General features: G+C 31.4%; 16 protein-coding genes. 2 read left to right on the top strand and 14 right to left on the bottom strand.

Translation table 11 applies throughout. From position 1 onward, the window contains the following. Positions 1-27: 27 nt before the first annotated feature. From BED47_RS01185 to BED47_RS01145, 9 genes are all read right to left on the bottom strand, one after another. Positions 28-456, bottom strand: coding sequence for a BrxA/BrxB family bacilliredoxin (locus BED47_RS01185; RefSeq protein ID WP_025672116.1), 429 nt, complete (start codon positions 454-456; stop codon positions 28-30). Next, the gene (locus BED47_RS01180; protein WP_069031993.1) at positions 456-1,610 is read right to left on the bottom strand and encodes a conserved virulence factor C family protein; all 1,155 of its coding nucleotides are present in this window, start codon (positions 1,608-1,610) and stop codon (positions 456-458) included. The genes BED47_RS01185 and BED47_RS01180 overlap by 1 nt, the downstream gene beginning before the upstream one ends. A gap of 55 nt (positions 1,611-1,665) precedes the next feature. Continuing rightward, positions 1,666-2,055: a single-stranded DNA-binding protein gene (locus BED47_RS01175; protein WP_069031992.1), complete on the bottom strand. Its 390-nt coding sequence runs from the start codon at positions 2,053-2,055 to the stop codon at positions 1,666-1,668. Positions 2,056-2,219: 164 nt separating this feature from the next. Next, positions 2,220-4,109, bottom strand: a complete 1,890-nt coding sequence (locus BED47_RS01170; protein WP_069031991.1) for an ABC-F family ATP-binding cassette domain-containing protein — start codon at positions 4,107-4,109, stop codon at positions 2,220-2,222. Continuing rightward, positions 4,106-4,753, bottom strand: a complete 648-nt coding sequence (locus BED47_RS01165) for an HD domain-containing protein (protein WP_069031990.1) — start codon at positions 4,751-4,753, stop codon at positions 4,106-4,108. The genes BED47_RS01170 and BED47_RS01165 overlap by 4 nt, the downstream gene beginning before the upstream one ends. Before the next feature lie 703 nt (positions 4,754-5,456). Then, a complete protein-coding gene (galE, locus tag BED47_RS01160) occupies positions 5,457-6,467 on the bottom strand; it encodes a UDP-glucose 4-epimerase GalE (RefSeq protein WP_069031989.1) in 1,011 nt (336 codons plus the stop codon). 5 nt (positions 6,468-6,472) lie between these two features. Continuing rightward, positions 6,473-6,910, bottom strand: coding sequence for a GtrA family protein (locus BED47_RS01155; protein WP_069031988.1), 438 nt, complete (start codon positions 6,908-6,910; stop codon positions 6,473-6,475). Continuing rightward, on the bottom strand, positions 6,907-7,893 hold the full coding sequence (locus BED47_RS01150) for a glycosyltransferase family 2 protein (protein ID WP_069031987.1): 987 nt from the start codon (positions 7,891-7,893) through the stop codon (positions 6,907-6,909). The genes BED47_RS01155 and BED47_RS01150 overlap by 4 nt, the downstream gene beginning before the upstream one ends. 17 nt (positions 7,894-7,910) lie before the next feature. After that, a complete protein-coding gene (locus BED47_RS01145) occupies positions 7,911-9,602 on the bottom strand; it encodes a DUF6044 family protein (protein ID WP_069031986.1) in 1,692 nt (563 codons plus the stop codon). Positions 9,603-9,924: 322 nt separating this feature from the next. Between BED47_RS01145 and BED47_RS01140 the strand changes: the two genes are divergently transcribed. Beyond that, positions 9,925-12,153 (top strand): alpha-galactosidase, encoded by a 2,229-nt coding sequence (locus BED47_RS01140; protein ID WP_069031985.1) that lies wholly within the window; start codon positions 9,925-9,927, stop codon positions 12,151-12,153. 161 nt (positions 12,154-12,314) lie between these two features. Here BED47_RS01140 and BED47_RS01135 read toward each other — a convergent pair whose 3' ends face one another. Then, positions 12,315-12,797 carry a glutathione peroxidase gene (locus BED47_RS01135; protein ID WP_069031984.1) on the bottom strand — a complete coding sequence of 161 codons (483 nt, stop codon included), beginning with the start codon at positions 12,795-12,797 and terminating at the stop codon, positions 12,315-12,317. A 167-nt stretch (positions 12,798-12,964) separates the two neighbouring features. Between BED47_RS01135 and BED47_RS01130 the strand changes: the two genes are divergently transcribed. Further along, positions 12,965-13,909: an MBL fold metallo-hydrolase gene (locus BED47_RS01130; protein ID WP_069031983.1), complete on the top strand. Its 945-nt coding sequence runs from the start codon at positions 12,965-12,967 to the stop codon at positions 13,907-13,909. A gap of 586 nt (positions 13,910-14,495) precedes the next feature. Here the strand turns inward: BED47_RS01130 and BED47_RS01125 are convergent. The 4 genes from BED47_RS01125 to BED47_RS01110 form a co-directional block, all read right to left on the bottom strand. Continuing rightward, positions 14,496-15,728 carry a DEAD/DEAH box helicase gene (locus BED47_RS01125; protein ID WP_069031982.1) on the bottom strand — a complete coding sequence of 411 codons (1,233 nt, stop codon included), beginning with the start codon at positions 15,726-15,728 and terminating at the stop codon, positions 14,496-14,498. Beyond that, the gene (locus BED47_RS01120; protein WP_069031981.1) at positions 15,729-16,256 is read right to left on the bottom strand and encodes a hypothetical protein; all 528 of its coding nucleotides are present in this window, start codon (positions 16,254-16,256) and stop codon (positions 15,729-15,731) included. Positions 16,257-16,379: 123 nt separating this feature from the next. Then, a complete protein-coding gene (locus BED47_RS01115; RefSeq protein WP_069031980.1) occupies positions 16,380-18,254 on the bottom strand; it encodes an ABC transporter ATP-binding protein in 1,875 nt (624 codons plus the stop codon). After that, complete coding sequence (locus BED47_RS01110) at positions 18,251-20,485, bottom strand: ABC transporter ATP-binding protein (RefSeq protein ID WP_069031979.1); 2,235 nt, start codon at positions 20,483-20,485, stop codon at positions 18,251-18,253. The genes BED47_RS01115 and BED47_RS01110 overlap by 4 nt, the downstream gene beginning before the upstream one ends. Positions 20,486-20,489: the final 4 nt, after the last annotated feature.

Here is a 20,489-nt window from a genome sequence, read left to right as displayed (position 1 = left end):
AAGAAAAAAAGAGGAAAAATCCTCTTTTTACATTTGTGCAAATATTGATTGAATTCTTGCTTTAATATCTTCAGGAGTTGAGCCTTCGATTTGTTCACGAGGAATAAATCCAACTACCTCTTTACCTTTAAATACTGCCATTGAAGGTGAAGATGGTGGGAAGTCAGCTAAATATTCTCTTAACGTCGCAGTAGCTTCCTTATCTTGTCCAGCAAACACTGTCATAACATTTGCAGGTTTTTTCTCTGATTCAATAACCGCTTGAACTGCAGAAGGTCTAGCAAGTCCAGCAGCACAACCACAAACTGAATTGATTACAAAAAAAGCAGTATCATTTAATTCATTCATAAATGACTCGACTTCTTCCCCAGTAGTTAATTCTGTAAAACCATTTGAAGTTAATTCCTCTCTCATTGGTTTTACGATCCCTTTCATGTACTCATCATATGCATTCATTAGTTTGTTTCTCCTTTTTCATTTTCTATTTTATTACGCTCAGTCATTTGTTTCCAAACTGAACCAAGTGCTTCCTCACCATTTTCAATTCGATGCAAAGCAAGTTGAACTTGTAATTTCACTTCGAATTCTGGGTCTTCTAATGCAGCTTTTAAGGCTGGAATTGCACTTTCATCACCTAGTTCAAAAAGAAACATTGCTGCACGCCATCTAACTAATTTACTAGGATCTTTTAATGCTTCAATCATAGCTGGCATGGCTTCTTCAAATCCTAAGTCTGATAGACAATCTCCAGCAATTCGTCTAACACCAACTGCCTTATCCTTTAAAGCCTCATATAAATAAGGTAACACTAATTCTGATTTTAGCATACCTAAATAAGCTGTAGCTAATCTTCTTATTGAAACATGCTCATCTTTTAAAGCAATTTCTAGTAAAGGTAAATCTTCAAGGGTAGGATCGATTTTTACAAATCTCGCATACCTTTTTTTCCAATCTTTTTCTTCAAAAATATCTGCTGTAAATGGTTCAAATTTAGGAACTTCTTTTTTCTCAGTATTGGATACATCATTCGTCATCACTTCGTTGACGATATTTTTTATGTCGGTTTCTGTGTGAGTAGCCGTTAATTCATCAATAATTTCTTTCTCGATTGTTGCTAATTCACCATAACGAATTCCATAATCAATCCACTGTCTTTCAAATACTACATTCGATGCAGATGTTGTTAGTTTCATAATTGCTTCTTTATAGAACGGAGGTAAAGCTGCTCTTTGTTCTTCACCATTTACAATTAATTTCAACTGCATTGGTATATTGTGATACATTTGAACAAATACTTGTACTTCTCCAAAATGATTATCAATGATCGTTTCATTGGTAGCTTCATCATTTACTTCTTCTCCAAATACATTTCTTACTTGAAGCAAAATAGTTTGCCAATTTGCGTTTGACTTACGATCAATGGCGATAAAATCAGCTACATGATAGACACTTTTGATTCCTTCTATTCCTAATATTTCTTGAATTATTAGCGGTGCCTTGTCAATATTATCAATAGAATAATGATTTCTACTTCCTGATGGCAATTCCTCATCTAATAACACTTTCATTGTATTAGGACTTGGTGTTGGTTCGATTGACTTAATTTTCATCTTAATCTCCTCTTCTTGTTATTTAGTCCATTCTATCAAAAAGAGGAAAAACTCACTATTGTAACGCCTTAACGAATTCTTCAAATTCATTTGTACTAGATTCGACTGCGTTATGAGTTAACTCTTCAGATCGACGAGTAAAAAGGTGAAATTTCTCAACTATTATTTCCGTCACATAAATAGGTTTTTCAGATTCTTTTACATAGCTTGAAGTTTTAATAACTCCTTCAATAGAAACTTCCATCCCTTTTTTTGCTTTTTTAGTAGCATATTCAGCAATGGGACCCCATAATTTTACTGAAACATAGTTCGTTCTCGTTTTTTTCAGATAATCTGAATAAACATTCGTAGCAATATTAATAAAAGTTGTTTTCCTTCCATTCGGTGTAGTTTGTAAAAAGGGCTCTTTCGTTAATCTTCCTACTAATACAACATTATTTATCATTATTACCATCTCCTTTATTTTTTTCTACAATACAAAATTATTGTAAGTTCGTAAAAAAAGGAAAATAGTATTTTAAATAAACTTTTATCTTTAAAAATTCATTATGAGGTAAAAAAACTTGAGTAGTAATATGGTGTCATAATCCAAAACTCAAAATTAATACTCTACTTTAAACTTTCTACTAAATCACTTAAAACTGACCAACGCTCCATTTTCTGTTCTAGTTGAGCTTCTTTTTCCTCAATTTCTTTAGAAAGTTTATAAGCTTCATCAAAATTAGAGCCTACACCTTGTAACTTTTCATTTAGTTGCTCAATCTCATTTTCCAGTTTTTCGATATCAGACTCAATATGATCCCATTCTTTTTGTTCTTGATAAGTTAATCGCTTTTTCTTTTGTTCTTTTTGATAAACGGGTTTTTCAATTGTCTCTTTTACAGCTTCAACTTCACGTTTTTCGTTCGATTGTCGTTCTAAATAATCCGTATAGCTTTCTAATGTAGATGAAACTTTTCCTTCACCTTCAAAAATTAATAATTTATTTGTAACTTTATCTAAGAAATAGCGATCATGTGATACGGTAACTACTACTCCACTAAAATTCTCTATATAGTCTTCTAAAACCGTTAAAGTATCAATATCTAAATCGTTTGTTGGCTCATCAAGTAATAATAAATTTGGAGCAGTCATTAAGAGTCTTAATAAATATAGTCTTCTTTTTTCGCCACCTGAAAGTTTTCCCAATTGTACTCCGTGCGATTGAGTAGGAAATAAGAATGTTTCTAGCATTTGTGAAGCTGAAATTGTTTTTCCATCTGGTGTATGAATGACTTCTGCTTCTTCCTTAATATAATCAATCATTCTCATAGTTGGATTCACATTTTCTTGTATTTGAGTATAGTATGCTACTTTTACTGTTTGCCCAATTTCAATTTCACCAGAATCAACTTGTTCTTCTCCAACAAGCATTTTCAATAAAGTTGTCTTACCCGCACCATTTTCACCAATTATTCCAATTCGATCAGTTTGAAGTAAAAGTATGTTGAAATTATCTAATATCGTTTTCTCGTTAAAAGACTTATTAACATCTTTAAACTCAACAACTTTTTTACCTAGACGAGTTTGTTGAAAGTTCATCTCTAAATCCGCTTTTTCTTGATTGTTGAGTTTACCCGAAAGGTCATCAAAACGTTGAATTCGAGCTTTTTGCTTAGTCGTTCTAGCTTTTGCTCCTCTACGCATCCAAGCTAATTCTCTTCTAAATAAATTGTTTCTTTTTTCATTAGTAGCTGCCTCTTGCTCTTCCCTGGCAGCTCTTTGTTCAATATAATACTGATAATTTCCTTCATAACGATAGATATTGCTATTTGATAGTTCTAATAATGCTGTAGTAACTTCATCTAGAAAATAACGATCATGAGTGACAAATAATACTGCATTTTGCAGTCTTTTTACGTATTCTTGTAAAAAGACGATACATTCATAGTCTAAATGGTTCGTAGGCTCATCTAAAATTAATAAATCACATGGATGTATTAATGCTTTTGCTAAGGCTACTCTTTTCTTCTGACCACCTGAAAGTAATGAAACATCTAAATTTAAATTTGATAAACCTAATTTTGATAAAATTGTCTTTGCATTTGCTTCTAAATCCCAACCATTTAATGTATCCATATCCGCTTGTAATTTTAATAGTTCATTTTGTAATCCTTGATTAGCTGGATCTTCTCCAAGTGCTTGTAATGTTTTTTCATATGATTTTACTAAAACCATTACTTTATCATCACTCTCAAATACTGCTTCAAGAATCGTTTGTTTTTTATCAAAGTCTTCATGTTGAGGCAAATAACTTATTACATAATCCTTTGGAGTCGTAATTTTTCCATCATCAGCTGACTCGACACCTGCAATAATTTTTAATAAACTCGATTTACCAGTTCCATTTATACCTAATAAACCAATTTTCTGCCCTTCACTTACGGTAAATGAAATTTTATCGAATAAAGTTTTTTCCCCATAAGTTTTAATTAAATTCTCTACACTTAAAATCTTCATATTTTAAAATTCCACTCTTTCATAAATTCATCGATGAATTTTTCTACAAATAGATGTCTTTCTTTTGCCAATTCTAATGCTGTGTTTGTATTCATTAAGTCTTTAAGTTTTAATATTTTTTCATAGAAGTGATGTAACGATGAACTTTTGTCACTTCTATATTCTTCCATCGTCATGTTTTCTCTTATTTTAAACTCCGGGTTAAACATACTACGACCTTTTTTACCACCGTACGCAAATGTTCTAGCAACACCAATTGCTCCAATTGCATCCAAGCGATCAGCATCTTGTACAATTTTACCTTCTAAAGTGGTTGGAATAACCCCATTGCCTCCTTTATAGGAGATATTTTCAATTATGTACATGATTGCTTTTACGTCTTCATTATTATTTAATAATTCATTTAGAATTGATTCTAATTGTATTTTTTGAGCCTCAAAATCATCATGTAATTTATCATCTATTACATCGTGAACTAATGCAGCACATTCGACGATGAATTGATTTGCACTCTCTTTTTGAGCAATATGTACTGCTAAGTTTCTAACCCGGTCAATATGATACCAGTCATGTCCAGAACTATCACCTTGATGAAGATTTCGAACATAATTTTCTAATTGTAATATGATTTCCTGCTGATTCATACTCGTACCTCCATAAATCGACTAGTGATATTATATCATTTTTCTATCACCGTAAAACATTAATAGGGTAAGTGGGAATTAAATTTACGAAAAAACCTTCACTTGGGGTGAAGGTTTTAGTTTGTTGAAATATAAAATGGTCAATAGGGAAAACGGACATTAAATAAACTTAATAATGATGAAATTATCATTTTTCTGGATGTTCTTTTAATGGTTTTAAATGTTAATATGTTCGAGCAATTTTATGATTCCAATAAAACTAGACATGTTTTTTTCAGAAGTTAAAAATTATGAGCCTTAGAAAAACAAATTCATTTGATTAATTTAGTTTAATGTTCGATATTAATAGAACTACAAACTGATTAATAAAAACTGCTAGATTACTCAAAGTAAAGGCTATTTGATTAGGATTTATTGCATACTTTTTTTGATGAATAAGTTGATTGTAATGGAGGGGTGCTCGACTCCTATGGGATTAGCGGGAAGGCTAAAGACCCCCCAGGCTTGCCGAGGAGGCTAAAGAATCTCGCTCCATGGAAAGCGAGCATCCTGTAATGGAAATCAACATCATTCTACTCATTTTACGAAAATTTGGTAATTTAATTGATAAGGTTGTTTTTCAACAGCGTGAAACCTTCACTTGGGGTGAAGGTTTCAGTTTGTTGAAATTCTATCAATTATAATTTTATATTAAATTAAAAATCTAATTATATTGAGTAGTATATTTGTTCTTAAATCCATTAGGGTTTGTTTTATGCCATTTCCAAGCATCCTTAATAATCAAATCGATGTCTTCATTCATTACTTTCCATCCTAAAACTTTTTTGGCTTTCTCTGAAGAAGCAATTAAAACACTTGGATCTCCTTCTCTTCTAGAACCGAATTTATATGGTATTGGATGCTTAGTTATTCGACGAACTGCTTCAACGATTTGTAAAACTGAATACCCCTTATTATTTCCAAGATTAAAAATATCACTTTCTCCACCATTAAAAAGGTAATTAAGTGCTAGTAAATGAGCATTCACTAAATCTTCAACATGAATATAGTCTCTAATACAAGTCCCGTCTGGGGTATCATAATCATCCCCAAAAATAGTAATCTCTTTTCTTTGATTTAAAGCAACTTGTAAAATTAATGGAATTAAATGCGTCTCAGGAGAATGATCTTCTCCAATTTCAGCTGAACTTTTTGCCCCAGCTACATTAAAGTATCTTAGCGAAACATAATTTAAACCATATGCTAAACTACTCCATTTCATCATCTTTTCCATCATTAATTTTGTTTCACCATATGTGTTCGTTGGATCTGTATTGAAATCTTCTGAGATCGGTACGATTTTAGGTTCACCATATACAGCAGCAGAAGATGAAAATACGATATATTTAACATTAAACTCATTCATTACTTCTAATAAAACATGTGTGCCAAATACATTATTGCTAAAATACTCCAACGGTTTTTCCATTGATTCTCCAACTAGACTATTTGCTGCAAAATGTAATACACCATCTATCTTTTCATTTCGAAAAACTGACTTTAAAAATTCTTTATCACGAATATCCCCATGATAAAAAATGGCGTCTGAATGTATCGCTCCTATATTTCCCGTCTGCAAATTATCAACAATTATCACATTTAAGCCATTTTCAATCAGCATGTATACTGCGTGTGATCCTATATAACCAGCTCCGCCAAGTACTAAAATATTCATATTGATCACATTCTTTCGTTTTCAAGTTGTTTTTTAGTCATATTTTTATTTTTAAAAACAAGTAATTTTTGACCAAAATAATTTAAAACCGTATATAACCCAGAACTTATTAAAACAGCTAAGTCATTTTTAAAATTTAGAGATATAAAATCCTGTAAATTTAAAATGTAATCAATTATTTTAGCTCCAAGATTAAATGCTATAAAATAACAGGTTAAAATGACTATGATAAACATTGGGATACTTTTTTTTACGGAGCCTTCACTTTTAAACGTAAAATTCCGATTTAAAATGTAACTAATACATGCTCCTAAAGAATTTCCAATAAATGTTGAAATCCAATAAGATAAACCAAATAAATGAAGTAGTAAATAAATGAATGATAATCCTACAATTGTATTTGCAATTCCTACTACAATAAAACGGAAAAATGTCTTATTCATCTTTGCCCCTTATTTACGAGTTCAGATTCGATCATTGTATATAAATCTGTTTCAATAGCATATCTTGGTCGATTTTTAACTTCGTGATAAATCTTTCCAATATACTCACCGATCATTCCAATACCCAATAATTGAACTCCACCAACAAACCAAATTGATACCATTAATGATGGCCATCCACTAACCGTATTCCCTAATATATGTTGAACGATTGCATAGCCACCTGCTATTAAACTAAATAAGATGGATAAAAACCCCAGCAGCGAGACAAATCTAATCGGAGCTATACTAAATGAAGTGATCCCGTCAAACGCAAAGGATAGCATCTTTTTTAATGGATATTTTGATTCACCCGCAAACCTTTCTTTTCGATCGTAATAAACATTAGTTGAAGGAAAACCTACAAGAGGTACTAGTCCTCTTAAGAATAAATTTGTTTCTTTATATTTGAATAATTCATCTAATGCCCTCTTGCTCATTAATCGGAAATCAGCATGATTAGGAACTAGATTAATCCCTATTTTCCCCATGAATCGATAAAACCCAAGTGCTGTTGAACGCTTAAAGAAAGTATCTGTTTCTCTACTGTCTCGTACGCCATAAACAATATCAAATCCCTCTAAATACTTTTCTACAAATTTACGTATTACATTAATATCATCTTGTAAATCCGCATCAATTGAAACTACACAATCGGAATGCTTGTTTGCAATTTCAAGCCCAGCTATGAGTGCGTTTTGATGCCCTACATTTTTTGCAAGCTTTAATCCTCTAACATATTCATTTTCATTACTTTCATTTTCTATTAGTTCCCATGTTCGATCTTTACTTCCATCATCAACAAACAGGATTTTACTATAATCAGAGATAAGAGAATCATCTATTAATTCTTCAATTAAGTAAGTAAGTTGTCTTGTTGTTTCCTCAAAAACTTCCTGCTCATTGTAACAAGGGACAACTATCGTCAATAAAGGTGTTTTCATTTATCATCACATCCATTTCAGTCGTTATTTACCTCGTAAAGATATATACGCCATGCAGAATTTTTATTATTAAATACTTTCTTCAATAAAAGTCCATTACTACTAGCATTTTCAATTGGGACAGCCGCAAAAATATATTCCCCACCCAACTTTTTAAATTCGTTAATATTTAGTTGTAAATGATGGATTTTAACGTTTGAGTCTTTTTTAAATTCATAATTTTTACCTAGTTCAGCTACAAATAGATAGCATCTTCCCCCCCAATGATCGAAGTAATTTTCAAGTAAGGGGCTTTTTTTAAGTTCAGGTGCAATTATTTTTCTAAATTGGTGCTTATACTTTAACGAATAAAAATTATTATAAGTATCGAGCGTGTAAAAACCGTTATATTGAGCAATTGCAGGGTGAATGCCTATACTTGCAACCCGATAGCTATTTTTAGGTTTTCCAATATATTTTGAGATTTCATTAAATTGATTTACAGCATAAAATTGTTTAAATGATGGTTTCCCCGCTACACGATATACAATTTCATCATTCGCACAAAACATGACAAATACTTGAACGACTAAACAAATTTTCACAAACTTTTGCCAGCCTTTTCCCTTTAACCAAAGAAGATAGGCTCCGACAGCAAACATTAAATAGATTATTAAAGGTCTTAAAAAATGAAATCTAGCAAAATTAAACGTATTTAACAGTTGAAATTGTTCTTTTACTGGCTTCCATCCTTTATAAAACCAAAAGGCGTACCAAACGGATAATAAAAAATTAAGAATAAATAAGTATAGAAATCTTTTTTCAATACTATCTCTTTTTTTATTTCTTAAAGTCCAGAATACAATAAAAGATAATGGTACAATGACTAGCGTGTGAAGTGTTAAAACATGGGTATGTCCTAAAAAATAATTCTTAAACACTAATCGTATCGTATGCCAAAAGCCCAATGTAGAGCTTAAAAATTCATTTCTACTTGTTGGTTCAGATGGAATGACGAGTGAGAATACAAGGCGATATTCAATTGCTAAATACATTAAAGTCATTAATAAAATACTTAAAAAGAATACTGGATTGATTTTCTTTTTTACAAATACATCTCTTAACCAAAGCAATCCCATAAATACTAAAAAGAAAAAGAATCCTAATACAAAACTAGAATAAAAGGGTAATAATATAAGAGTCATCCAGTCTTTCCAGGAATATTTTCCAGTTCTTATATTTAGAAACGCCCATAGAGCTAGTGGCATCCCTAATGTACTTAGCATTCCAGATGGCCAAAATGGTGTTAGCGCAAATGCAAGTGAGACCCATACTCTAATTAGGTAATTTTCTTTTGATGTTATAAAATGCTTTTTTAACAGGAGATACATCCCAAGAAACGCAAAAATTCTGGTAATTGTCTGACCTATTGAATAAGCTAGCATTGGCGGAAAGAGATTATTTAGCCACTGTATACCACTAAATTCCGTTCCATAAGCATTTCTTGGTAATCCATCAATGATCTGCGGGATTGTAGAATTTAATTTACCAAATAATTGCCCTGAGTTTTTAAGTGTTTTATACCATGCAATATTTGAATCTAAATTATCATGTACTCTTATATGAGCATTTTCTCCTAGTATGAAAAGTGGAGAAACATAAATGATCATTAAGATTGTTGCAATTATTAAATGTTTATTTTCCTGGCTTAATTTTTTAAATAATTTCATATTTATTACACCACTTTGTATATATTTAGTTTTTGGATTACTGATTAAAATCCCCCTCCTTAGTTCGATCCTTCCAACCTTTTTCTCAGTTCTATTGATTAAATGTTAAAGATTTCGTTTAATAGACGCGTAATTAGATGCTCAATTAATATTAAAATTCTTTTCTGAAAATCAGATGAAAATTTGACTAAAATTTCCTTATTAATTTCAATAAGTAAAAAATATTAATTTTATATTGTGCATAAATATTTGATTAAGCTAATTTCTTTAATAGTATAAAAAGTTTTTAGAAGTAATTAAATCATGTACTAGAGGTGCAATCATGCTGATTTTTGTGGATGACGAACAAAAAAAGTTTCATCTAACAAACGGAAGAATTAGTTATGTATTTTATGTCATGAAAAATGGTCACCTTGGGTCTTTGTATTTTGGAAAAGCGATTGACATTCATTCAAATTTTACGCATATCCAAAATGACAATTCTTCAACAACATATACTTCTTATTACTATGCTGATCGATCGATTAGTCTTGAAACGATCAGACAGGAATATCCCGTATATGGCACTTCTGACTATCGAGAACCGGCATTAAGTATTCGTCAGTTAAACGGTAGCCATATTACTAACTTTATCTATCAATATTATACAATTACAAAAGGGAAACCCATTTTACAAGGTTTACCTGCCACTTATACAGAAAATGATGAAGATGCAGAAACAATTCAGATTGTCCTAGAAGACTCGACTCTTAAAGCAGTGCTTGTAATTTCCTATACAATATTTAAAGATTTATCTGTTATTACTAGAAGTGCATATATTTGTAACCAAGGAATTGAACCATTTTATTTAGAGCGATTTATGAGCACATCGATTGATTTTCCTGACCATGATTTTATTATGATTCAACTAAGTGGTGCATGGTCTAGAGAGAGACATATAATGGAACGACAGTTAGTAATGGGTACACAGGGCATTTCGAGTTTACGTGGCTCAAGTTCACATCAACATAACCCATTTCTTGCCTTTAGAAGAAAAGAGACTACAGAAAATCATGGTGAAGTATTTGGTTTTAATTTAGTTTATAGCTCAAATTTTATTGCTCAAGCTGAAGTTGATCATTACGACATGACTCGAATTACGTTGGGAATAAATCCGTTTCGTTTCACTTGGAAATTATCTGAAAACGAACATTTTCAATCTCCTGAAGTAGTGATGGTGTATTCTGATCAAGGTATGAACGGAATGAGTCAAACTTATCACGATTTATATCGAAATAACCTAATTCGTGGTAATTGGAAAAATAATGAGCGACCTATATTAATAAACAATTGGGAAGCAACTTATTTCAACTTTAATGAAAAATCCTTACTTCAAATCGCAAAAGAAGCAAAAAAGCTTGGGATTGAATTATTTGTATTAGATGATGGATGGTTTGGTAAAAGAAATAATGCTACTAGCTCTCTAGGCGATTGGTATTCAAATACTGAAAAATTCCCTAAAGGGATAGAAAGTTTTGCTAATAAAATTAAAGAGTTGGGTTTAAAGTTTGGTCTTTGGTTTGAGCCCGAAATGGTTAGTCAAAATAGTAACTTATTTAAAAATCATCCTGATTGGATTATTCATACACCTAATCGACAAGTTTCTTTAGGAAGGCATCAATTAGTATTAGATTTCTCGAGAAAGGATGTTGTCGATCACATTTATAAAAAAATGTCAGATGTTATAAAAAATACAAATTTAGACTATATAAAATGGGATATGAATCGAAATATTACTGAGGCTTATTCTATGAAGTTAGCTAATGATCAGCAAGATGAATTTTATCATCGGTATATTTTAGGTGTGTATGAATTATATGAACGACTAGTAAGTGATTTTCCAAATGTGTTATTTGAATCATGTGCTGGCGGCGGTGGTCGATTTGATCCTGGTTTATTGTTTTATGCACCCCAAGCATGGGCTAGCGATAATACAGATCCAATTGAACGATTAAAAATTCAATACGGTACCTCACTACCCTATCCAATCTCTAGCATCGGATCACATGTATCAGCATCACCTAATCATCAAACATTTCGTAATACCCCATTATCAATTAGAGCCAATGTCGCATTCTTTGGAACATTTGGTTATGAATTAAATCCTTTAATACTTACTGAAAAAGAAAAATCAGAAATTAAATCGCAAATACAATTTTACAAACATCACCGATCATTAATTATGAAAGGAGATTTTTATCGGTTACTTGATCCTTTTAAGGAAAACGAAGTAGCTTGGATGGTAATAAGTAAAAACAAAAATGAAGCCATTATAGGTTGGTACAAAATATTAGCAAGTCCAAATCCAAGGAAGTACCAGACTCTAAAACTGACAGGTTTAAATCCAAATAAGAAATATTTACTAAACACTACGAATCTCACTTTTTATGGAAACGAATTAATGGAAAACGGAATTCCCTTACCACTCGAATTTAATGGCCCCAATAAAAAAATTGCAAAACGAGCAGGTGATTTCCAATCTTGCATCTTTCATCTTGTTTGTCCTGATTAATTGTACGAAACTCGTCCTTAATGTCCAATGACGAAGTTTTAAAAAAGTTGAAATATTAACCAATCAAAACGCTTGTCTTTTCGTGCAGCAAATCTTGCAGATGTGCGATAAACACAAGCGTTTTGATATGGTCGAAAACCATTCAATATTAAAAAAGGTTCTTAAGCTTTCAATAATTTCTCAATTGTCGATCTCATCTCTTGAGGATTTGTTTGAGGAGCAAATCGTTCAATGACTTCACCATTTTTATTAATAATAAATTTAGTAAAATTCCATTTTATTGATTTTAACCCCATAATACCAGGAGCTTCCGAGCTTAAATATTTAAATAATGGATCTGCTTTCTCACCATTTACATCAATTTTTCCGAAAACAGGGAATGTTACTCCAAAATTTAATTCACAAAAACTTTGAATTTCTTCATTTGAACCTGGTTCCTGATTCATAAATTGATTGCATGGAAAACCAAGAATTACTAATCCTTCTTCTTTATATTCTTCATATAATGCTTGTAAATCTTTATATTGAGGAGTATATCCACATGCACTTGCAGTATTTACAACAATTATCACTTTATCTTTATATTTTGAAAGTGATACATCTTCGCCCTTGCTATCTTTTACTTCAAAATCATAAATACTCATTTCACATTCCTCCTACTTCCTTATAATGTTAATAGTAATTATTTTCCATCAAAAAGTCTATTCTAATTACTATTTTTTGAAAAAAACCTTCAAACCTATTAGTATTTAAATTATAGTTTAATTAAACTAATTTCTTCACCTTTTAACAATAGAACGGAGGTAAGAGTATGCATGATTTAGGATTTAATACATATTTAATTGATTTATTCGATTTATCGTTTCAGGAACGAACGGGTAGCTATATTATTTTAGATGAAGATATTACTATCATTGAAACAAGCGCTAGTCCTTCCCACGAATATTTATTACAGGGATTAAAAGAGCTACAAATTTCATTAGACAGAATTAAAAATATTATCGTAACACATATTCATTTAGATCATTCAGGTGGCGCTGGCTTACTAATGGAAAAATGTCCTAATGCAACTCTTTTTGTCCATCCAAAAGGAGCTAGGCATTTAGAAGATCCGACAAAATTAATTGCGAGTGCAAAACAAGTTTATGGTGATGATTTTGATCGTTTATTTAACCCAATTCTTCCAATTGACTCTACTAAAATTTATCAGGTAGCTGATGGTGAGGAACTTGTTATTGGTAAAAATCGTAAATTAACATTTTTGCATACTCCAGGTCATGCTAATCATCATATTTCAATTTTCGATTCTTCTAGTAAATTTATGTATACAGGAGATACATTAGGTATTTATTATCCACAGCTTCAAAAAGAAATCGGTACGTTTATTTTACCATCGACATCGCCTAATCAATTTTCATACGATGCAACGTTAAGTTCATCAATAAAAATTCAAGAGTATAACCCGGATGCTATTTGCTTCGGCCATTATGGTTTAACTAGAGATACCAATTTTGTATATGAGTCTTTAAAATTATATTTAGATCGTTTTATTAACCTAACTGCTTCCACGATTGAAGATAATAAAGAAAAACCTTTTTATGAGAAAAGTAGGATTTTGTCAGCAGCATTATATGGTGAAGTAAAACAAGATCTTCAAAATAAGAATATAGAGCAAAGTCATCCAGTTTTCCAGATTATTAAGTTAGATTTGGAAGTTTCAGCTATGGGATTAGTACTAGCTATGGATCAAGATTAATAAAATAAAAAACTTCAGCCATTCGGCTGAAGTTTTTATGCTGTTGAAAAACAACCTTGTCAATTAAATTATCAAATTTTCGTAAAAGGAGTTGAGTGTTGTTGATTTCCACTACAAGATGCTCGCTTTCCATGGGGCGAGACCTGAGCCTCCTCGGCAAGCCTGCGGGGTCTTTAGCCTTCCCGCATATCCCATAGGAGTCGAGCATCCCTCCGTTCCAATCAAACATATCCATTAAAAAAAGTCTGTAATAAACCCTAATCAAATAGCCTTTACTTAGAATAACCTACCTGTATATTCATCATCTTGTAGGTCAATTAATAACAAACTTTATTTAAACTAATCAATTGAATTTGTTTTTCTAAAAATTAGCTCATTATATTTTTAACTTCTGAAAAAAATCATTAGTTGTCTTATTGGAATCTTGAAATTGCTCAAAGATATTAACATTAAAAACCATTAATAGATCATCCAAAAAATAATAATCTCATCATTAAATAAATGTTCATTTAATTTCGGTTTTCCCTATTGACCTTTCTAAAATTCGACACTGTAAAAAACTTCAGCCATTCGGCTGAAGTTTTTATTATTTTTTAATTTTTTTCATCGGTTTATTTTTACTTGAAACAGGTTTTTTATTTTGATTTGAAACTGGTTTCGATCTTTTTTCTTTTGGCTGATTTTCGTTTAGTTGATTTTCTTTCATTTCGACTTTTTGTATTTCACCGTGTGAAACCGTTAAATGTTCAAAAAACATTTTTTGTGTTCCTCTTAAGCTAAATAAATTCTTTTTCTCTCGAGGTGTTACCAAGTTTATGACAGTACCTTGATTACCCATTCTTCCTACACGGCCACTTCGATGAGTATATTGTTCAACTTTTTCTGGTACATCAAGTGTTATAACATATGGTAACTCTTGTAAATCGATTCCTCGTGCTGCTACGTCAGTTGAAAATAGTAAAGTAGTTTTACCGATTTGAAGATCTTTTAAAACTCGACTTCTTTCCATTTTCCCTAGTTTTGAATGCAATACCGCTGTTTTAATTCCTCTAAAATTTAATTTAGAAGCGTATCCTTCAAGTTTAAATGGATCATTACTAAATACGATTGCTTTCATATTTTGAACAGAAGCAATTCTTCTAAGTAATTCTAACTTCTCTCTTTCTTCACATGGAATAAAACCATGAATTATATTTCCTTCCAAGCTTTGTTCAATCGAAATTTCTTTTAGATTTGAACTTGTTTCCTTTGCAAATTGCATTGCTCCAGGTGTAATTGTTGCTGATAAAAATACTAGTTGGCGATCTTTCATCGTTGCTTTGACAATTTGCGGTAAATCTTTTTGATCATCCGTTTTTAATAATTCATCTACTTCATCAAAAACAATTGTCTTAACACAATGCATTTTTAATTTTTTCTGTTTAATTAATTGTGAAATTCGCCCTGGTGAACCAACGATAATTTTAGGCTTCTGTTTTAATTTTTCAATCTGACGTTTTATATCAGCTCCACCAACAATTGAAGCCACTTTTATATTTGTATTTTGTGTATAGTCTTGAACAACCTGAAAAATTTGCATTACAAGTTCACGAGTTGGAGCCATAATAATAATTTGAGGATTTTCTTCCATTTCATCTACTTTGTTAATTAAAGGTAAAACATATGCAAGAGTCTTACCAGTACCTGTCGGAGATTGCGCTATGACATCGTTCCCATCTAAAATCGCTGGGATTGCTTCCTCTTGAACTGCTGTCCATTTCGTAATATTATTTGCTTTTATTTTTAAAATTGTTTGTTCTGCTAATTGAAAATATTCCATTTAAATCTCCTTTAATATTTGCTCATCGTACCATTGTAACATTATTTCTGTAATATGTACCAATTCTTCTATTAGATCGAAGTCATCTTCCGTCATTTTATTTTGAAATTTTATGTTTACTGACGATTCAATAATATTTTTATCTAAAATAGAATGTTTAATGTTATAAAATGGAGTGAATTGCTCATTTGTCTTATTTTGAAATAAAAGTAGACTTCTTTGAATGATTTCGATTTCTAATGGATTAGGAAAGGAAAATTCAATTTCAATATAACATCCTACTTCAGTATTACCATTAATTAATTCATTATATAAATCACTAGCTGATGTACTCATTGAAAATGTGCAACTTGTTGTCTTAGTCGACTTGTTTAATTTTTTATATCGAATTGAGAATAATCGATCCATTTTGGAAAGATTAACAAAGTCATTTCGATCAGTGATTTCATATTCTCCATCTAAATCTTTGTCATATAAGAGGCCTTCAATTATAACCTTCATATTATCAAAAGCGGTCGGATCAAACATTATCTTAACTCCTTTAATCATTAGATTCCTAAGTTCGTATTTCCTATTATTTATCATAATAAACGAACCACACAAAAAATAATCCGATAAAATCATTTTGATTCAATTTTATCGGATCAATTTTTATTTTATTATCTCAAATTGGCTATTATAAAGATTTGCGTAGAAACCTTCTTTTTCCATTAATTCCTCATGCGAACCTTGTTCAATAATATCGCCATCCTTCATACAAAGAATTAAATCTGCATTTCGAATAGTCGATAGACGATGCGCAATCACAAAACTTGTTCTTCCTACCATTAAATTGTCCATTGCTTTTTGAATGAGTGCTTCAGTTCTCGTATCAACACTACTTGTTGCTTCATCTAAAATTAATATTTGAGGATCTGCCAATATTGCACGAGCAATCGTAATCAGTTGCTTTTGACCTTGGGATATATTATTCACTTCTTCGTTTAGTATCATATTGTATCCATCAGGTAAAGCTCTAATAAAGTGATCAGATTGAGCAGAAATAGAGGCATTTCTTACTTCTTCATCCGTTGCATTAAGCCTTCCAAAGCGGATATTATCTGCTATTGTACCATTAAATAACCAAGTATCTTGTAAAACCATTCCAAATAATGATCTAAGTTCATCCCTTTTAAAATTCTTTATGTTCTGTCCACCGATTGTGATTTCCCCACTATTAACATCGTAAAACCTCATTATTAAATTTACAATTGTTGATTTACCAGCTCCAGTTGGCCCCACAATTGCAATTTTTTGGCCGGGCTTAACGACTAAATTAAAATCATGAATAATCATTTTTTCAGGTGTATAACCAAAAGCTACATGATTGAAGCAAACATCACTTGTCATTTCAATATGATTAATTGATCGTGCATTTGTTACTTCAGGTACTTCTTCTTTCTCTTCTAAAAATTCAAATACTCTTTCTGCAGCAGCTGCTGTTTGTTGAAGTATATTTGAAATATTAGCGATTTGTGAAATTGGCTGTGTAAATGAACGAACATACTGAATGAAAGCTTGAATACCTCCAACTGTCATTGATCCATTTGCAGTAAAATATCCACCTAATATACAAATCGCAACATAGCCAATGTTTCCAATAAAAGTTGTGATTGGAATCATCAGTCCCGATAGAAAATTCGCTCTCCATGCTGATTTATATAACTCATCATTATACTCACTAAAAGCTCTTGTAGATTCATCTTCACCACTAAATGCTTTTACTAAAACATGATTACCTAACATTTCTTCTACATGTCCATTTACTTTCCCTAAATATCTTTGCTGGTTAATAAAATGTTTTTGAGATTTTTTAACAATCATCATGACAAATACCATTGAAAGAGGTAATATGCATAGCGCAACTAAAGTGAGTTGCCAGCTGATCGAAATCATCATGATTGTTATACCAATAATCGAGGTAATCGATGTAATTATTTGTGTTAAACTTTGGTTTAATGTTTGATTAATTGTATCAACATCATTCGTTATTCTAGAAAGAATTTCACCGTGACTTGTTTGATCAAAATAGCTTAAAGGTAATTTATGAATCTTATCATTTATATCACTTCGGAGTTTAAAAGTTACCTTCATCGTAACCCCACTCATTACGTAGCCTTGAAGATATGCAAAAAGTGAGCTTAATAAATATAAACCGATTAACCATAAACCAATTACACTTATTTTTCCAAAATTAATTTTTCCGCTACCGCTAATTTGTTTCATGACACCAGAAAAAATTTCATCAGTCGCTTTACCAAGAATTTTTGGCCCTAGTATTGTAAAAACAGTTGAAATAATTGCTAGAATAAAGACAAAAATGATTGTCTTTTTGTGCGCTCCTAAATAGCTCATCAATTTTGACATCGAACCTTTAAAATCTTTCGCCTTTTGACCTGGCGCCATTGGGATATTTCTTCCAAACATTTGACCGGGCCCGCGACCACCGCCCCGATTTTGAATAGTATTTTTATTAGAATTGCTCATGCTAATTCCTCCTTGGATAACTGCGATGAAGCAATTTCTAAGTATTCAGGGCAATTTTTCAGAAGTTCTTTATGAGTACCTTGACCTACAATCCTACCATTATCTAATACAACAATATGCTCTGCATTCATAATCGTATTTACACGTTGGGCAATTATGATCATCGTAGTTGATTCGATCTCTTCATTTAACGCTTTTCTCAGCGTAAAATCCGTCTTAAAGTCAAGCGCAGAGAAACTATCGTCAAAAATAAGTATTTCGGGTTTCCTTGCTAAAGCCCGAGCGATCGAAATTCTTTGTTTTTGACCACCTGAAACATTATCTCCACCTTGAGAAATTTCAGCATTAAAATCCCCTTCTTTTTGAGAGATAAATTCACTAGCCTGAGCGATTTGTGCTACTCTTTCCATTTCTTCATCAGAAATATTTTTATTTCCGTATTTTAAATTAGAAGCAATTGTCCCTGTTAGTAAAAGTCCTTTTTGAGGTACATACCCTATTTTAGTGCGTAAATCCTTTTGCTTTACTTCCCTTAGATCTACACCATCAACTAAGACTTCCCCTTTGGTAACATCATAAAAACGTAATATTAAATTTGCAATTGTTGATTTTCCCGAACCTGTCGGACCAATAATAGCAGTTGTTTGTCCTGGCTTTGCAACAAATGAAATATTGTTTAGTACATCATTTTCAGCACCTTCATAACGGAAACAAACATTTTTAAATTCAATAAATCCTTTTTTAACTGCTTCAAAGTTTTTATGAAGCGCTGGATCGATAATCGATACATTAGTAGACAATACTTCTGAAATACGAGAAGCAGAAACAGCAGCTCTAGGGACAAGGATAAACATGATTGAAATCATTAAAAATGCTGTAATGATTTGCATTGCATATTGCATAAATGCGATCATATCGCCAACCTGCATATTAGATTTAGCAATTTGGTGAGCACCAACCCAGATGATTAATAGCGATGAGCCATTCATAATCAACATCATTGAAGGCATCATTATTGTCATGATACGATTAACAAATAAATTCGTTTTCGTTAATTCACTGTTTACCTCTTGGAATCTTGTTTTTTCATGTGAAGCATTTCCAAAAGCTCTAATGACCATCAATCCCGTTAAATTTTCTCTTGAAACGAGGTTTAACTTATCTATTAGCTTTTGAATTAATTTAAACTTTGGAATCGCAACTGTCATGATTACCATAATTAAAGAAAGTAGAACGATAACGGCTAATGCAATGATCCAGCTCATCGAAGCAGATTTATTAATAGCCATTATGATTCCACCAATTCCCATAATTGGTGCATAACAAAGCATTCGGATCCCCATCATTAAAAGAGTTTGAATTTGCATTACATCATTTGTACATCTTGTAATCAGTGATGCCGTGGAAAATTTATCAAATTCATTGTTTGAAAAGCTTTCAATTTTTTTGAATACATCTTTACGTAAATTCCTAGCGACACCAGAGGCAATTCTTGAGGACAAGAAGCTGACTAAGACTGTTGCTATTCCTCCAAGTAAAGCAATCGCAATCATAATGAATCCTATTTTTATGATATATAAACTTCCTAGTTTATGTAAATTAACGCCTAGTTCAGTATAAAATGCTTTCGTCATCATAATACCACTTTGTGTTAGTAAGGTTTTATCCGATGAAATAGCTTTATTATGGGCATTTAGTATCGAATTTTTGGGAAGTTTATCAAACATTGGTTGCAACTCATATAGTTTTGCTAGATTTATCTTATTTGAACTAGGCTTACTACTAGTTTGTGCATGACTTACTTTTCCAGTAGCTTCTTCTTGGATAATATTAAATAACGTCCAAGTAGAAGCACCAAATGATTGATCCAGTTGTTTTTCTACATTCTTATTCAATTTTTTCTTTACGTATATGCTCTGATCTGCCTTTTTGTAAATACTTATGTATTTTTTTCCTTTTGAATTTTTATCATTTGCGGATTTTAAATCATAATTTTTAAATATAATTTCTTTTTCCTTATCTGTCATAAAAGTAGTCATTAGTTTCATACCTTTTTGACTAATTGCATCTGGAGCAACATGCAATATACCATTTTGCTGAATACCATTGTTTACAATTTCAGACATATAGTTAGGTAAGTTCAAATCACACATGGCCTGACCAAATAAGAATAATATAGCTAAAATTATACTTGTACTAAATGCTTTTAAATACTTAGCTAACTTGATCAAATGA

This window comes from Gottfriedia luciferensis (genome assembly GCF_001712755.1).
GTDB lineage: Bacteria > Bacillota > Bacilli > Bacillales > Bacillaceae_G > Gottfriedia > Gottfriedia luciferensis_B.
This window is presented reverse-complemented; position numbering and strand designations above follow the sequence as displayed.

Coding starts and splice junctions, on each gene's coding strand:
- BED47_RS01185 (WP_025672116.1), bottom strand. CDS start 456: ATGAATGCATATGATGAGTACATGAAAGGGATCGTAAAACCAATGAGA.
- BED47_RS01180 (WP_069031993.1), bottom strand. CDS start 1,610: ATGAAAATTAAGTCAATCGAACCAACACCAAGTCCTAATACAATGAAA.
- BED47_RS01175 (WP_069031992.1), bottom strand. CDS start 2,055: ATGATAAATAATGTTGTATTAGTAGGAAGATTAACGAAAGAGCCCTTT.
- BED47_RS01170 (WP_069031991.1), bottom strand. CDS start 4,109: ATGAAGATTTTAAGTGTAGAGAATTTAATTAAAACTTATGGGGAAAAA.
- BED47_RS01165 (WP_069031990.1), bottom strand. CDS start 4,753: ATGAATCAGCAGGAAATCATATTACAATTAGAAAATTATGTTCGAAAT.
- galE (WP_069031989.1), bottom strand. CDS start 6,467: ATGAATATTTTAGTACTTGGCGGAGCTGGTTATATAGGATCACACGCA.
- BED47_RS01155 (WP_069031988.1), bottom strand. CDS start 6,910: ATGAATAAGACATTTTTCCGTTTTATTGTAGTAGGAATTGCAAATACA.
- BED47_RS01150 (WP_069031987.1), bottom strand. CDS start 7,893: ATGAAAACACCTTTATTGACGATAGTTGTCCCTTGTTACAATGAGCAG.
- BED47_RS01145 (WP_069031986.1), bottom strand. CDS start 9,602: ATGAAATTATTTAAAAAATTAAGCCAGGAAAATAAACATTTAATAATT.
- BED47_RS01140 (WP_069031985.1), top strand. CDS start 9,925: ATGCTGATTTTTGTGGATGACGAACAAAAAAAGTTTCATCTAACAAAC.
- BED47_RS01135 (WP_069031984.1), bottom strand. CDS start 12,797: ATGAGTATTTATGATTTTGAAGTAAAAGATAGCAAGGGCGAAGATGTA.
- BED47_RS01130 (WP_069031983.1), top strand. CDS start 12,965: ATGCATGATTTAGGATTTAATACATATTTAATTGATTTATTCGATTTA.
- BED47_RS01125 (WP_069031982.1), bottom strand. CDS start 15,728: ATGGAATATTTTCAATTAGCAGAACAAACAATTTTAAAAATAAAAGCA.
- BED47_RS01120 (WP_069031981.1), bottom strand. CDS start 16,256: ATGTTTGATCCGACCGCTTTTGATAATATGAAGGTTATAATTGAAGGC.
- BED47_RS01115 (WP_069031980.1), bottom strand. CDS start 18,254: ATGAGCAATTCTAATAAAAATACTATTCAAAATCGGGGCGGTGGTCGC.